Raw genomic sequence first — 12,776 nt, 5'->3', positions numbered from 1 at the left:
CAAAGGACGCTGTAACACTTTGAATTGCTGTATAATCCTCACATCAATTCCGATGTGAGGATTATGCAGCGTGGCGAAAGCGCGCAGGCATTTCCATTCGGGCTGCGAATACTTTATGGGAGAGTTAAGGCAGAATGGGATGCCGAGAAGGAATGACATGAACAAGGACAGTGCTCATTTTCCCCCTGTCGATCCGGTCAAGACCGGCATCAAAGGCTGCTGCCCGCGCTGCGGCGAGGGTAAGCTGTTCGATGGCCTGCTCGGCCTGAAGCCGCGCTGTGCGGCCTGCGGCCTCGATTATTCCTTCGCCGATGCCGGCGACGGTCCCGCCGTCTTCGTCATCCTCATCGTCGGCTTCATCGTCATCGGCATGGTGCTGTGGCTGCAGGTGAATTACGGCCCGCCGATCTGGGTGCATATCCTGCTCTTCGGTCCGCTGACGATCATCCTGTCGCTCGCGACGCTGCGCTGGTTCAAGGGCATCCTGATCGCCATGCAATATCGCCATAATGCCCGCGAAGGACGCCTGAGTGACTGATATCGACCATGCCATGCCGCGCCGCCGATTGCCTGTGGCAACCGGCATCCTGGTGCTGATTGCGCTCGCCATCCTGATTTCGCTCGGCACCTGGCAGCTGCAGCGCCTTCACTGGAAGGAAGGCCTGCTGGCCGATATCGCCGCGCGGCAAGTGGCCGCCCCGGTGCCGCTCGCCGATATCGAGGCGATGGCGGCTTCCGGCGGCGACATCGAGTACCGCAAGGTCACCGCCACCGGCCGCTACATCAACAACAAGGAGCGCCACTTCTTCGCCACCTGGCGCGGCCAGACCGGCTATTACATCTATACCCCGCTGGAGATTGCCGACGGGCGCGCGCTCTTCGTCAACCGCGGCTTCGTTCCCTTTGACAACAAGGAACCGGAGATGCGCATGCAGGGCCAGCTGACGGATCAGCAGACCGTCACCGGTCTCGCGCGCAGCAAACTGCCCGGCAAGCCCTCATGGGTGGTGCCCGACAACGACGTCGCCAAGAATATCTTCTACTGGAAGGATCTCGACGTCATGGCCGAGAGCGTCGGGCTCGACAAAGCCCGCGTCATTCCCTTTTTCGTCGATGCTGATTCCACCCCCAATCCGGCCGGCCTGCCGATCGGCGGCGTCACCCAGGTCGATCTGCCGAACGACCATCTGCAATATGCCTTCACCTGGTACGGGCTTGCCGCCGTGCTCGTCGTCGTGGTGGCGATCTCCTGGTTCCGCAAACCCGGCACGCAGCCTCGGCAATAGTATCGCTTCAATTCCCGGCCATATTGGGCTAGAGGTCGCTTATCCCGATGCGGTACGGAATTTTGACGGAAAAGACATGAATATTGCGGCGAAACCTCCCTTGACGATCAGGCTCTGCGGCCCGCGCGGTTTCTGCGCCGGCGTCGACCGCGCCATCCAGATCGTCGTGCTGGCGCTGAAATCCTATGGCGCGCCGGTCTATGTGCGCCACGAGATCGTCCACAATCGGTATGTCGTCGAGGGGCTGGAGGCCAAGGGCGCCGTCTTCGTCGAGGAACTGGACGAGATCCCGACCGAACATCGCGCCCAGCCGGTGGTCTTCTCCGCCCATGGCGTGCCGAAATCGGTGCCGGAGGATGCGGTAAGCCGCAATCTCTTTTATCTCGACGCCACCTGCCCGCTGGTCTCCAAGGTCCACAAGCAGGCGATGCGCCACAATCGCCTCGGCCGCCATGTCGTGCTCATCGGCCATGCCGGCCACCCCGAGGTGATCGGCACGATGGGGCAATTGCCGGAAGGCTCGGTGTCGCTGATCGAGACGATCGAGGATGCCGACGCCTATCTCCCCGCCGATCCCGACAATCTCGGCTATGTCACCCAGACGACGCTGTCGGTCGACGATACGGCCGGCGTCATCGCCCGGCTGCAGCAGCGTTTCCCGAACCTGACGGCGCCGGCGGCCGATTCGATCTGTTATGCCACGACCAATCGCCAGGAAGTGGTGAAGCAGGCCGCCCCCGGCTGCGATCTCTTCATCATCGTCGGCGCGCCGAATTCCTCCAATTCCAAGCGCCTCGTCGAAGTGGCGCTGAGGGCAGGGGCGAAGAAATCGATCCTGGTGCAGCGCGCCGCCGAACTCGACTGGGAGGAGATCGGCGCGATTTCGACGCTCGGCCTCTCCGCCGGCGCCTCCGCCCCCGAGGTGATCGTCAACGAGATCATCGAGGCGTTCCGCGCCCGCTTCGACGCTCAGGTCGAACTGGCCGAGACGGTGCAGGAAACCGAGAATTTCCTGGTCAACCGCGAATTGCGCAGCATCGAGCTGACGGCGGCCGACATGGCCTTCGTCAACGGCTGATCGTCAGGATCAAGTCACGACGCCGGATGATCAACGCGGCGGACCCAATAACAGCAATGCATGAAGGCGACCTCACTTGGCAGTCTATACCGATATCGCCGAAGACGATCTGAAATGGTTCCTGACGGAATATGACGCGGGAAGCCTGCTCTCCTACAAGGGCATTGCCGAAGGCGTCGAAAACTCCAATTTTCTGCTGCACACCTCCAAGGATCCGCTGATCCTGACGCTCTATGAAAAGCGCGTGGAAAAGACCGACCTGCCGTTTTTCCTCGGCCTGATGCAGCATCTCTCCGCCCGGGGCCTGTCCTGCCCGCTGCCGCTGCCGCGGCGCGACGGCGCACTGCTCGGCTCGCTCTCCGGCCGGCCGGCGGCACTGATCTCCTTCCTCGAAGGCATGTGGCTGAGAAAGCCGGAGGCCAAACATTGCCGCGAGGTCGGCCGGGCGCTGGCCGAAATGCATGTGGCCGGCGAGGGATTCGAACTGAAGCGGGCGAATGCCCTGTCGATCGACGGCTGGCGGGGGCTCTGGGAAAAGTCGGCGGATCGCGCCGGCGAGGTCGAGGCCGGCCTGCAGACCGAGATCCGCGGCGAACTCGATTTCCTCTCCGCTGCCTGGCCGAAGAGCCTGCCTGCCGGCGTCATCCATGCCGACCTTTTCCCCGACAATGTCTTCTTCCTCGGCGACGAGCTCTCCGGCCTGATCGATTTCTATTTCGCCTGCAACGACCTGCTCGCCTATGACGTCTCGATCTGCCTGAACGCCTGGTGCTTCGAAAAGGACGGCGCCTACAACATCACCAAGGGGACGGCGATGCTCGAGGGTTATCAGAGTGTCCGCCCGTTGAGCGATGAAGAGATCGCCGCCCTGCCGGTGCTGTCGCGCGGGTCGGCGCTGCGCTTCTTCCTGACGCGGCTCTATGATTGGCTGACGACGCCGGAAGGCGCCATGGTCACCAAGAAGGATCCGATCGAATATCTCCGCAAACTGCGTTTCCACCGCCAGATCGGCTCAGCCGCCGAATACGGATTGAGCCTATGAAACACGTCGATATCTTCACCGACGGCGCCTGCTCCGGCAATCCCGGTCCCGGCGGCTGGGGGGCAGTGCTGCGTTACGGCGACGTCGAAAAGGAACTTTGCGGCGGCGAGGCGGATACGACCAACAACCGCATGGAACTGCTGGCGGCAATCTCGGCGCTGCAGGCCCTGAAGAGCCCCTGCGAGGTCGATCTCTATACCGACAGCGCCTATGTCAAGGACGGCATTTCCAAGTGGATCTTCGGCTGGAAGAAAAACGGCTGGAAGACCGCAGACAAGAAGCCGGTGAAGAATGCCGAACTCTGGCAGGCGCTCGAGGAAGCCCGCAACCGCCACAAGGTGACGCTGCACTGGGTCAAAGGCCACGCCGGCCACCCGGAAAACGAACGCGCCGATGAACTTGCGCGCAGGGGCATGGAGCCGTTCAAGAAGGGCAAGGCGGTTTCGTTTTAGGGGGTGCCTCTCCTCGTGCTCCTCATTCCTGTGCTCGTCCAGTGCGCCCAAGTCCTTGGGCGCGGGAGACTCTTTACTGTCGAATGAGTCATTCACCGCGCCGACGCGCGGTGGCTGGATTCCTGTGACGAGCACAGGAATGAGGGTGGGGATAGGGCGGCGCCTGACGCCAGCGAGGCCGCCGGTTGGCATTTCTCGCGCGACATCAGCGAAGTTTCCCGCGGCAACACATGTCCACCAATCTACCCCGGCTATTGCCGCACCGCCGCCGCGCCCTGGATCAGCCGGTGCAGATATTCGAGCTTGGTGACGACGGGTGAGGACAGCACGAAGGGGTAGGAGTCCGGCTGGCCCATGCTGCGCTGGATGGCGTTGATGGCGATGCTGAGCGGCACCCAGGCGCTGACCAGCTGTTCGGCGCTTTTTGCCCGGTAGGGGAGGAAATCGACCTCGCCGGATATTTCCTCATGGCCGCGCGGATCGATGGCGATGCCGAAGGCGCGGGCGGTTTCCAGCGTGTCGACGATATGGAGGTAGTGGGCGAAACATTCGGCGAAATCCTCCCAGGGGTGCGACGCCGCATAGGCGCTGATGAAATTGTCCTGCCAGCCCAAGGGCGCGCCGCCGGCATAATGGCTTTGCAGGGCTGCGGCATAATCCTGCCGTTCGTCGCCGAAGACGGCGCGGAAATCCGCAAGCCCATTCTGATCGCGCACCAGCTTGTTCCAGATGAAATGGCCGCTCTCGTGGCGGAAATGGCCGAGCAGCGTGCGATAGGGTTCGTTCATCGAACTGCGCGCCTGTTCGCGCGTCGCATCGTCGGCCTCGGCGGCGCGGATGGTGATCAGGCCTTCCTCGTGGCCGGTCATGGCGGGCACGACATAGCCGTCGCTCTGCAGGCAATCCTCGAGGAAATCGAAGACCAGGCCGCCTTGCGGATCCTGCAGCCGGTCGGGATGCGGCAGCCTCCAGCGCAAGAGCGAATAGAAGAGATGACGCTGCGCCTGGCTGATGCGCCGCCAGCGGTCGATGCCGTTCTGGGTGTCGGTGTTGGGAACCAGCCGGTTATGGCGGCAGGCCGCGCAGAATTCGCTGTCGCTTTCGCCGTCCACCAGCCAGTTGCAGATGTCGAGGCCGGCATTGGCGCAGAAGCGGACGTGGCGGTCGGGATCGGAAACCAGCTGCCACAGCGTCTCGTCACGCGCCTCCAGCGCATGCATGGCGAGATCGCCGGGCAGGAAGCCGAGGCGATGGTTGCAGCGCACGCATTGCCGGTTGTCGAAGTGGACGACCTGATCGCAATTGTCGCAGGCGAAAAGCTTCATCGTGTCTATCTCTGCACAGCGAGAGGGGTGGATTAAAAATGCCTGCCGCGCGAGAGGCGCAGCAGGCATGGTTCATGACGGATGCGCTTCTGGCTCAGAGCCGGTCGACGGCGCCCTTGAGCTTGTCCTTGACCTTGCCGGTTGCGACCTGTCCCTTGCCTTTGGCTTCCTGAACGGCGCCCTTGGCCTGCATCTCGCGATCGCCCATGGCCTTGCCGGCGGCCTGCCTGGTCTTGCCGGCAATTTCGTTGGCCTTGCCTGATATCTTGTCGCTGGTGCTACCCATAAGTGATGTCTCCTTCGTCGACATGGACCTCGCGTCCATGTTCGCCGAAATGAAACGTCATCTGGCGCAATTCGTTCCCGCTATCTTCGGGCCAGCCACATCAAGACCAGCCACCTCGGGCCGGCCACCTCAGGCGTGGCCGGCTTCGGCCGAAAGCATGGCGGCGGTGACGCCCATGCCGGCGAGCGCCCGCTCGTATTTGTCGTCGAGGCTGCGGTCGAAGATCAGTTCCTCATTGGCCGGGCAGGTGAGCCAGCCATTGTTGACCACCTCGTTTTCGAGCTGGCCGGCCGACCAGGAGGAATAGCCGAGCAGCATGGTCGCCCGCGTCGGCCCATCGCCCTTGGAGATGGCGCGCACGATATCGAGCGTCGCCGTCAGGCAGATGTCGTCGCTGACCGGGATCGAGGAGTCGCTGGAATAATCGTCCGAATGCAGCACGAAGCCGCGGCCGCTTTCCACCGGGCCGCCGGTCTGGATCGGGAAGTCGCGCGCCCGCTTCGGCAGCACGATCGAATCTTCCTGCTTGATCATATCGAGATGCAGCAGCACATCGGTGAAGGTCAGGCTCTGCGGCCGGTTGATGACGAAGCCCATGGCGCCGGCATCCGAATGCGCGCAGATATAGATCACCGTGCGGGCAAAGTTGCGGTCTTCGATACCGGGCATGGCGATGAGGAACTGGCCATCGAAGAAGCCACGTTCCCGCCTGTTCTTCAGCGTCGATAAGGACATCGTTCCTCCTGCTGCCAGCCGCACCGAGGCCTTGACAAGAGAAACATGGGCCAATGTCACACATCAATCAACTGAAAATGAAGATTTGAATCGCAGCGACTTCTGGCGGTGAAACCTCAGTTTCGGTAAACCGTTGTTCCATGATGATTATTTCCTCAGTCTCGCGTCGGCTTTTCATGGCGGTCTTTTCGGCGGCAGCAGCCCTTGTCCCCCTTTGTTCCGCTCATGCGGAAATGAGCGCCTGGGCGGACAATGAGGGCGGCCGCATGCGGCTGGTGGCGCTGGCGCCCGATGCCGGCGGCAAAATCCGCGCCGCCCTGCAGATCGAGCCGAAACCCGGCTGGATCACCTATTGGAAAGAGCCCGGCGGCAACGGCATTCCGCCGCAGGTGACCATCGCGGCCGGCAGCGGTGTTTCGCTCGATGCCATCGGCTATCCCGTTCCCAAGCATTTTTTCAACGGCGCGATCGAGGATATCGCCTATGATGCGCCGGTGACGCTGCCGCTGTCGTTGACGGCGGCAGGCAAGGCCCCGGTCGCGATCGATGCCTTGGCCTTCATCGGCATCTGCAGGGATATCTGCATCCCCTTCCAGGCGAATTTTCAGCTGAAGCTCGGCCCCGCCATCCAGTCGCACCCGGAGGAGGAGGCGATCCTCCAGGCGGCCGAGGCCAGGCTGCCGAAGCCGCCATCGGCCGATTTCGACGTGACCGCGCATGCGATGTCGCCTGACCGGAAAACGCTGTCGTTGACGCTGGTCTTGCCGGCCAAGGGGCCAGGCGAGAGCCCAGGCGCGGGAAAGTCCGCCCCCGATATCATCGTCACCGGGCCGAGCGGGCATGCCTTCACCAAGCAGGTCGGCGGTAAACGCGACGGCGCCAACTTCAAGGTCGATGTCGCCATCGGTAAGCTGCCTGAGAATTACGACATATCGGGCAAGCGCTGGGGCGTGCTCGTCATCGACGGCGCGCGGGCGATGGAAACCACGCTTGCCTTTGAATGACCGGCTCTTATAGTCGCCGCAGAGCCCCTGCGGCGCCCGCCGCCCAGCCGGAACCCAAAACCCAAAAACCGGAATTCAAGGAGAAGATCATGACCATCGCGATCGGCGACAAGCTTCCTGCCGCCACCTTCAAGGAAAAGACCGCCGACGGCCCGGTCGAAATCACCACCGAGCAGCTTTTCGCCGGCAAGCGCGTCGTCCTCTTTGCCGTGCCGGGCGCCTTCACGCCCACCTGCTCGCTGAACCATTTGCCGGGTTATCTGGAAAACCGCGACACCATCCTCGGCAAGGGCGTCGACGACATCGCTGTCGTCGCCGTCAACGACTGGCATGTGATGGGCGCCTGGGCGCAATCCTCCGGCGGCATGGGTAAGATCCACTTCCTCGCCGATTGGGACGCCGGCTTCACCAAGGCCGTCGGCCTCGACGCCGACCTCTCCGCCGGCGGCCTCGGCCTGCGCTCCAAGCGCTATTCGATGCTGGTGGAAGACGGCGTGGTGAAGTCTCTTAACGTCGAGGAAAGCCCCGGCCAGGCGACGGTTTCGGGCGCTGCGGCGATGCTGGAACAGCTCTGAGCTTCGGACCCGCCCAAGACCCCGCCCCAAACCCCTCCCCACAAGGGGGAGGGGCTTAACCTGCCGCACCGGTTTTCCATATCTGCGCCGTTTCGAGTGGATGAGGCGGGTGCGCCGGGTTAGTCCCTCCCCCTTGTGGGGAGGGGTTGGGGAGGGGACTTTCGCAAGGGCGGACGGGAACGGAGAGGGGCGCGGCATATCCCCTTCGCCCCGCAAGCGGGGGTCCGAAGGACGGTGCCGGCAGGCGGATGAGGGGCGGCCGCCGACGGCGAGTTTGGCAGAAACGCTCCCCCACTCTCCGTCATCCCAGGCCACCGAGCCTGGGATCCATGCCCGGTGCCGATCGAGGGCAGAGTGGATCCTCGGGGCAAGCCCGAGGACGACGGAGGGTGGGGCTGCTCTTGGAGCAAGGGCAGCGATGATTGGCGGAATGCGAACGCATTGCGCCCCGTCGATCGCCCTAGCAACCTTTACGCAGCTTTGACCTCGAGCATTATGTCTGCTGAAGCGCTGAAAAGCGCTTGCTGTCAAATGGCCGCACCTCACGAACTCTGCCTCAATCCTGCCGCAATCGTTATAACATAACCGTAATGTTATTACATTGTAGGATCAGCCATGCCCCCAAGCCCCGATCGCCCCTCCGTCAGCCTGCTGGCACAGTCGGCTTTATCGAGGGTGATCGGCATCACGCTGGTCGTCCTTGTCGTGCTCTGGCTGGCGATCCACTGGGCGGTTCTCCTGCCATGACGCCGCTGATCCGTCTCGATAATCTCACGGTCGCCTATCACAGGCACCCCGCCATCCATCATGTCTCCGGCGCTTTCGCCTCCGGCAGCCTGACGGCGATTGCCGGGCCGAATGGGGCGGGCAAATCGACGCTGCTGAAGGCGATCATGGGCGAGCTTCGGCCGGCCGAAGGCAGGGTCGAGCATCGGCTGGGGCGGGCGGAATTCGGTTATCTCCCGCAGGCGGCCGAGATCGATCGGCGCTTTCCGATCTCGGTGATCGACACCGTCCTGCTCGGCGCCTGGAAGAAGGCGGGCGCCTTCGGCCGCATTGCATCAGGCGAGGTGAAAAGGGCAGGCGAGGCGCTTGCCGCCGTCGGGCTCGAAGGCTTCGCAAAGCGGCATGTCGGGTCGCTGTCGGCCGGCCAGTTTCAGCGCGTGCTGTTTGCCCGGCTGCTGCTGCAGGATGCCGGCATCATCCTGCTCGACGAACCGTTTACCGCGATCGATGCCCGCACCACCAAGGACCTGATCGATATCGTCACCCGCTGGCATGGCGAGGGCCGCACGGTCATCGCCGTGCTGCATGATTTCGAACTCGTGCGCGCGCATTTCCCGCAGACCCTGCTGCTTGCCCGCGAATTGGTGGGATGGGGCCCGACCACTGACGTCATGTCGTCGACCAATCTCATGAAGGCGCGCGCCATGGCCGAGCGCTGGGATGAGGATGCCGAGGCCTGCGAACCTCAAGAGGCGCCGGCGGCATGACGGCCTATGATCTCCTCCTCGCGCCCTTTGCCGATTTCGGTTTCATGCGCCGTGCCCTCGTCGCCTGCCTTTGCCTCGGGCTCGGCTCCGGCCCGATCGGCGTCTTCCTGATGCTGAGACGCATGAGCCTGATGGGTGACGCCATGAGCCATGCCGTGCTGCCGGGGGCGGCGATCGGTTACCTCGTCGCCGGCTCGCTGTCGCTGACGGCGATGGGCCTTGGCGGCCTGATCGCCGGCCTGTCGGTGGCGCTGCTATCGGGCGCCGTCAGCCGGATGACCGTGCTGCAGGAGGATGCGAGCTTTGCCAGCTTCTACCTCGCATCCCTAGCGCTCGGCGTACTGATCGTCTCGCTGCGCGGCTCGAATATCGATCTCTTGCATGTGCTCTTCGGCACCATCCTGGCGATCGATGCGTCGGCCCTTTATCTGATCGGCGCGATCACCTCGCTGACCCTCGTCGTGCTTGCCGTCATCTACCGGCCGCTGGTGGCGGAATGTTTCGATCCGGGCTTCCTGCGCGCCGTCGGCGGGCGCGGACCGGTCTATCATGTGCTCTTCCTGCTGCTCGTGGTGCTGAACCTCGTTGCCAGCTTCCAGGCGCTCGGCACGCTGATGGCGGTCGGCTTGATGATGCTGCCGGCCGCCATCGCCCAGCTCTGGTCGCGCAGCCTGGCCGTGATGATGGCGATTGCGGCCATCAGTGCCGCCGCCTCCGGCTATCTCGGCCTGATCGCCTCCTATCATCTCGAACTCGCCTCCGGCCCGACGATCATCATGACGGCGGCGATCCTCTACGCCTTCTCGATCTTTTTTGCGCCCTCAGGCCTCGCCCGGCGCTTCTTTCCCCGCCCGCATTTGAAGGGCTGACCCCAAGGAGACTTCGATGAACAGACTGCTTCTCTCCGCAGCCATCCCCGCTTTGATGGCGCTGTCGGCCGTGCCCGCCTCTGCTGAAACGCTGAAGGTCGTGGCGTCCTTCACCGTGCTTGCCGATGTCGTCAGAGAGGTGGGTGGCGATCACGTCAAGGTGACGAGCCTCGTCGGGCCGAACGGCGACCCCCATGAATTCGAGCCGTCTCCGGCCGACGCCAAGAATTTGAACGCGGCTGAGGTGACCTTCGTCAGCGGCGAGGGGCTGGAAGGCTGGATGGACCGGCTGATCACCGCTTCGGGTTACAAGGGCAAACCGGTCACCGTCTCGGAAGGCATCGCGACCCGCACCATGGAAGAGGACGGCGAAAAAATCACCGATCCGCATGTCTGGAACAGCCCGGTCAACGTCAAGATCTGGGTCGCCAATATCGAAAAGGCGCTGTCGGCGGCCGATCCGGCCGATGCGAGCGCCTTCAAGGCCAATGCCGAGAAATATACCAAGACGCTGGACGCGTTGAACGCCTACGCCCATGCGAAATTCGACAAGATCGCCGACGATCGCCGAAAGGTGCTGACCAGCCATGATGCCTTCGGTTATTTCGGCCGCGAATATAATGTCAGCTTCCTCGCCCCGCTCGGCCTGTCCACCGAAAGCGAGGCCTCGGCCGCCGACGTCGCCAAGCTGATCGAACAGATCAAGAGCGAGCATGTGAAGGCCTATTTCTTCGAGAATTCCAACGATCCGCGCCTGGTCAAGCAGGTTGCCAAGGCAACCGGCGCCGAGCCCGGCGGCGAGCTCTATGTCGAGTCGCTCTCCGACGCCAAGGGACCGGCACCGACTTATGAGAAGATGTTCAAATACAATGTCGACCAGCTCGCCGCCGCCATGGCGAAATCGAGCTGATCATCGAGGATTGTGGGTCGTGCGCCGATCGTCGCTTATCAAGCATTCTCTCGACGGCGCTCGACACCTCTGGCCTTCAGGATATCGTCAACGGCAGGGGAAGCCAGAAACTCCGACAGTTGTTTCGCCGCTTCCGCGTCCGTTGAATCGGCGCTGATGCCGATGGCGAAGTCGATATAACTTTGGAGTTCCGCCGGAAACCGACCGGCAAGCATGACCTCGGGAGCCGCGGCGAGAATCGAAGTGACGGGAACGACGGCCAACTCGGCGCCCCCCCGGCCGACCGCCGCCGCCGTCTGCCCCCCGGCTGCGGCGACGAGCTTGGGCTTCACCGCATCGGCTATTCCCAGCCGATCCAGCAAGCCCAGGAAGTAGCCGCCGCTGGTTCCGTCACTGGCGTAGGCAATGGATGCAGCACTCTTCAAGGCATCTGCAAATGCTTCCACGGACCCGATGTCGAGCACTCGACTGCCCGCCTTGGCCGCCACGCCCATTCCTATTCGGCCGAACGCCACCTCACTTCCGGCCTTGACCTTTCCCGAGGCGATCAGATCCCGAACCATGGGCGGATTGATGATGACGAGGTCAAACGCTTCCCCGGCCTCAATCTGCTTCTTCACTGTCGGATTGACCTCCCACTTGACCGCCACCGTCAATCCCGTGGCGCTTTCGAACCGGGGAATGAGGGCAAGGACGGCGGGCCGGACCGCAATCGCGCCAAAAAGCCGGATTTCCTGATTCATGGCCCAACCTGAAGTCGATGGAAACGACGTCGTTACGATACGGCTGCAGCCTGTATTCCGCAACCGCCGGCCGTTCTCAGATGTTGAGGTCGAAGACCAGGATACCGGCGAGGCCGCCATCCGTCGACGAGGCGATGCGTTCGCCGACAATCACATGTTCGGGATGGATGAGATAGGCATCGCGCGCCTCGGGGCTTTCGAAGGTCACGGCAAAACCGTCGACGAAGCCGGCATGCAGGCCCTCGGGCGAAACATTCGGTCCGTATTTGATGTCCAATATGCCGGGAATGACCTGTTTCAGGGCGGCGATCGCTTCGAACAGCGACTGTTTGTCCTCGTTCGTCATCGCGGTCTTCAGCCGCAGGAATACGCAGTGCAGGATCATTCGTAGTCCTCCCGATTTCTGTGCCGCAGAATAACGGCGAAAGCCGGGAGGGCAATGAGATTATTTTCACGCAGACGTTGCGGCGCGGGCCGAGCCCGATCAGATCACATCTGATCGGTCGCCACCATCGGGCGCTTGTAGATCTTTTCAACGAGATCGCGCGACAAGGCGCGGGCCTGATCTTTCTCCGCCGGCGTCATCGGCCGGCAGGTGTTTCTGAGGTTGGAACCGTCGAGCACGGTCGCAGCACCCGAATTGGCGATGACGAGGTGCCAGCTGCAGGACGCGACCCTGTCGATGGTGACGGCAGCATGGCAGCCGGTGGACAGGCAGAAGGCAACGGTCACCTGTGCGCCGTGGTCGCCCTTATACGCCAGCTCCTGGGCTGTCTTGAAATCCTTGACCCACCGCTCGCAATGCGCCTGCTTTTCGCCCGACAGGCAGCTTTTGGTGGCGGGAGTGAGCTCGCCGGCCTGCAGCGGCGAGACGCAAAACACACCCAGCGAGAGGGTGAGCAGAAATTTGAGCATGGGATTTTCCTTGTGCAAGCAATGACAGGCGCACATCGCAAGCCGTTGGTCAATGGCCCTTTA

Annotated in this window: 17 protein-coding genes; 11 read left to right on the top strand and 6 right to left on the bottom strand. The window is 62.9% G+C overall.

Annotated features, from left to right (window positions below; genetic code table 11):
• Positions 1 to 157 precede the first annotated feature (157 nt).
• The 5 genes from CO666_RS21730 to rnhA all read left to right on the top strand — a co-directional run bounded on the left by CO666_RS21730 (position 158) and on the right by rnhA (position 3,858).
• Positions 158 to 538, top strand: coding sequence for a DUF983 domain-containing protein (locus CO666_RS21730; RefSeq protein WP_097614261.1), 381 nt, complete (start codon positions 158 to 160; stop codon positions 536 to 538).
• The gene (locus CO666_RS21725; protein ID WP_097614260.1) at positions 531 to 1,286 is read left to right on the top strand and encodes an SURF1 family protein; all 756 of its coding nucleotides are present in this window, start codon (positions 531 to 533) and stop codon (positions 1,284 to 1,286) included. The genes CO666_RS21730 and CO666_RS21725 overlap by 8 nt, the downstream gene beginning before the upstream one ends.
• A gap of 76 nt (positions 1,287 to 1,362) precedes the next feature.
• Positions 1,363 to 2,364, top strand: coding sequence for a 4-hydroxy-3-methylbut-2-enyl diphosphate reductase (gene ispH, locus CO666_RS21720; protein WP_097614259.1), 1,002 nt, complete (start codon positions 1,363 to 1,365; stop codon positions 2,362 to 2,364).
• A 76-nt stretch (positions 2,365 to 2,440) separates the two neighbouring features.
• Positions 2,441 to 3,406 carry a homoserine kinase gene (locus tag CO666_RS21715; protein ID WP_097614258.1) on the top strand — a complete coding sequence of 322 codons (966 nt, stop codon included), beginning with the start codon at positions 2,441 to 2,443 and terminating at the stop codon, positions 3,404 to 3,406.
• Positions 3,403 to 3,858 (top strand): ribonuclease HI, encoded by a 456-nt coding sequence (gene rnhA / locus CO666_RS21710; RefSeq protein WP_003584727.1) that lies wholly within the window; start codon positions 3,403 to 3,405, stop codon positions 3,856 to 3,858. Before CO666_RS21715 ends, rnhA begins: the two co-directional genes overlap by 4 nt.
• Positions 3,859 to 4,109: 251 nt before the next feature.
• On the opposite strand, the gene CO666_RS21705 is transcribed toward rnhA, so the two are convergent.
• From CO666_RS21705 to CO666_RS21695, 3 genes are all read right to left on the bottom strand, one after another.
• Positions 4,110 to 5,183 carry a zinc-binding metallopeptidase family protein gene (locus CO666_RS21705; protein WP_097614257.1) on the bottom strand — a complete coding sequence of 358 codons (1,074 nt, stop codon included), beginning with the start codon at positions 5,181 to 5,183 and terminating at the stop codon, positions 4,110 to 4,112.
• Between the two features lie 94 nt (positions 5,184 to 5,277).
• Complete coding sequence (locus CO666_RS21700) at positions 5,278 to 5,469, bottom strand: CsbD family protein (protein WP_097614256.1); 192 nt, start codon at positions 5,467 to 5,469, stop codon at positions 5,278 to 5,280.
• Between the two features lie 129 nt (positions 5,470 to 5,598).
• The gene (locus CO666_RS21695; protein ID WP_097614255.1) at positions 5,599 to 6,204 is read right to left on the bottom strand and encodes a YqgE/AlgH family protein; all 606 of its coding nucleotides are present in this window, start codon (positions 6,202 to 6,204) and stop codon (positions 5,599 to 5,601) included.
• Between the two features lie 140 nt (positions 6,205 to 6,344).
• Here CO666_RS21695 and CO666_RS21690 point away from each other — a divergent pair, with 140 nt between their 5' ends.
• From CO666_RS21690 to CO666_RS21670, 6 genes are all read left to right on the top strand, one after another.
• Complete coding sequence (locus tag CO666_RS21690) at positions 6,345 to 7,208, top strand: protein-disulfide reductase DsbD domain-containing protein (protein ID WP_097614254.1); 864 nt, start codon at positions 6,345 to 6,347, stop codon at positions 7,206 to 7,208.
• A gap of 89 nt (positions 7,209 to 7,297) precedes the next feature.
• Complete coding sequence (locus CO666_RS21685) at positions 7,298 to 7,783, top strand: peroxiredoxin (RefSeq protein WP_097614301.1); 486 nt, start codon at positions 7,298 to 7,300, stop codon at positions 7,781 to 7,783.
• 615 nt (positions 7,784 to 8,398) lie between these two features.
• Positions 8,399 to 8,530 (top strand): hypothetical protein, encoded by a 132-nt coding sequence (locus tag CO666_RS34910; RefSeq protein ID WP_280951817.1) that lies wholly within the window; start codon positions 8,399 to 8,401, stop codon positions 8,528 to 8,530.
• Positions 8,527 to 9,276 carry a metal ABC transporter ATP-binding protein gene (locus tag CO666_RS21680; RefSeq protein ID WP_097614253.1) on the top strand — a complete coding sequence of 250 codons (750 nt, stop codon included), beginning with the start codon at positions 8,527 to 8,529 and terminating at the stop codon, positions 9,274 to 9,276. The genes CO666_RS34910 and CO666_RS21680 overlap by 4 nt, the downstream gene beginning before the upstream one ends.
• Positions 9,273 to 10,145, top strand: a complete 873-nt coding sequence (locus tag CO666_RS21675; RefSeq protein WP_097614252.1) for a metal ABC transporter permease — start codon at positions 9,273 to 9,275, stop codon at positions 10,143 to 10,145. Before CO666_RS21680 ends, CO666_RS21675 begins: the two co-directional genes overlap by 4 nt.
• A 16-nt stretch (positions 10,146 to 10,161) precedes the next feature.
• Positions 10,162 to 11,055, top strand: coding sequence for a metal ABC transporter solute-binding protein, Zn/Mn family (locus tag CO666_RS21670; RefSeq protein ID WP_097614251.1), 894 nt, complete (start codon positions 10,162 to 10,164; stop codon positions 11,053 to 11,055).
• Positions 11,056 to 11,093: 38 nt separating this feature from the next.
• Here the strand turns inward: CO666_RS21670 and CO666_RS21665 are convergent, their stop codons facing one another.
• From CO666_RS21665 to CO666_RS21655, 3 genes are all read right to left on the bottom strand, one after another.
• Positions 11,094 to 11,798 carry a substrate-binding domain-containing protein gene (locus CO666_RS21665; RefSeq protein ID WP_097614250.1) on the bottom strand — a complete coding sequence of 235 codons (705 nt, stop codon included), beginning with the start codon at positions 11,796 to 11,798 and terminating at the stop codon, positions 11,094 to 11,096.
• A 76-nt stretch (positions 11,799 to 11,874) separates the two neighbouring features.
• Entirely contained in the window at positions 11,875 to 12,183 is a 309-nt protein-coding gene (locus CO666_RS21660) for a Dabb family protein (protein WP_097614249.1), read from the bottom strand.
• Between the two features lie 104 nt (positions 12,184 to 12,287).
• Entirely contained in the window at positions 12,288 to 12,713 is a 426-nt protein-coding gene (locus tag CO666_RS21655) for a hypothetical protein (protein WP_097614248.1), read from the bottom strand.
• Positions 12,714 to 12,776: the final 63 nt, after the last annotated feature.

Origin of the sequence: Rhizobium chutanense, from assembly GCF_002531935.1 — a bacterium.
In the GTDB taxonomy this organism is placed as follows: Bacteria; Pseudomonadota; Alphaproteobacteria; order Rhizobiales; family Rhizobiaceae; genus Rhizobium; species Rhizobium chutanense.
The sequence above is the reverse complement of the archived record's forward strand: the minus strand, read 5'-3'. Positions and strand labels throughout refer to the sequence as shown.

What these genes read in the sequence shown, in the direction of transcription:
- CO666_RS21690 (WP_097614254.1), top strand. Translation starts at nt 6,345, where the DNA reads ATGATGATTATTTCCTCAGTCTCGCGTCGGCTTTTCATGGCGGTCTTT.
- CO666_RS21675 (WP_097614252.1), top strand. Translation starts at nt 9,273, where the DNA reads ATGACGGCCTATGATCTCCTCCTCGCGCCCTTTGCCGATTTCGGTTTC.
- CO666_RS21695 (WP_097614255.1), bottom strand. Translation starts at nt 6,204, where the DNA reads ATGTCCTTATCGACGCTGAAGAACAGGCGGGAACGTGGCTTCTTCGAT.
- CO666_RS21665 (WP_097614250.1), bottom strand. Translation starts at nt 11,798, where the DNA reads ATGAATCAGGAAATCCGGCTTTTTGGCGCGATTGCGGTCCGGCCCGCC.
- CO666_RS21700 (WP_097614256.1), bottom strand. Translation starts at nt 5,469, where the DNA reads ATGGGTAGCACCAGCGACAAGATATCAGGCAAGGCCAACGAAATTGCC.
- ispH (WP_097614259.1), top strand. Translation starts at nt 1,363, where the DNA reads ATGAATATTGCGGCGAAACCTCCCTTGACGATCAGGCTCTGCGGCCCG.
- CO666_RS21680 (WP_097614253.1), top strand. Translation starts at nt 8,527, where the DNA reads ATGACGCCGCTGATCCGTCTCGATAATCTCACGGTCGCCTATCACAGG.
- CO666_RS34910 (WP_280951817.1), top strand. Translation starts at nt 8,399, where the DNA reads ATGCCCCCAAGCCCCGATCGCCCCTCCGTCAGCCTGCTGGCACAGTCG.
- CO666_RS21730 (WP_097614261.1), top strand. Translation starts at nt 158, where the DNA reads ATGAACAAGGACAGTGCTCATTTTCCCCCTGTCGATCCGGTCAAGACC.
- CO666_RS21685 (WP_097614301.1), top strand. Translation starts at nt 7,298, where the DNA reads ATGACCATCGCGATCGGCGACAAGCTTCCTGCCGCCACCTTCAAGGAA.
- CO666_RS21705 (WP_097614257.1), bottom strand. Translation starts at nt 5,183, where the DNA reads ATGAAGCTTTTCGCCTGCGACAATTGCGATCAGGTCGTCCACTTCGAC.
- CO666_RS21660 (WP_097614249.1), bottom strand. Translation starts at nt 12,183, where the DNA reads ATGATCCTGCACTGCGTATTCCTGCGGCTGAAGACCGCGATGACGAAC.
- rnhA (WP_003584727.1), top strand. Translation starts at nt 3,403, where the DNA reads ATGAAACACGTCGATATCTTCACCGACGGCGCCTGCTCCGGCAATCCC.
- CO666_RS21670 (WP_097614251.1), top strand. Translation starts at nt 10,162, where the DNA reads ATGAACAGACTGCTTCTCTCCGCAGCCATCCCCGCTTTGATGGCGCTG.
- CO666_RS21655 (WP_097614248.1), bottom strand. Translation starts at nt 12,713, where the DNA reads ATGCTCAAATTTCTGCTCACCCTCTCGCTGGGTGTGTTTTGCGTCTCG.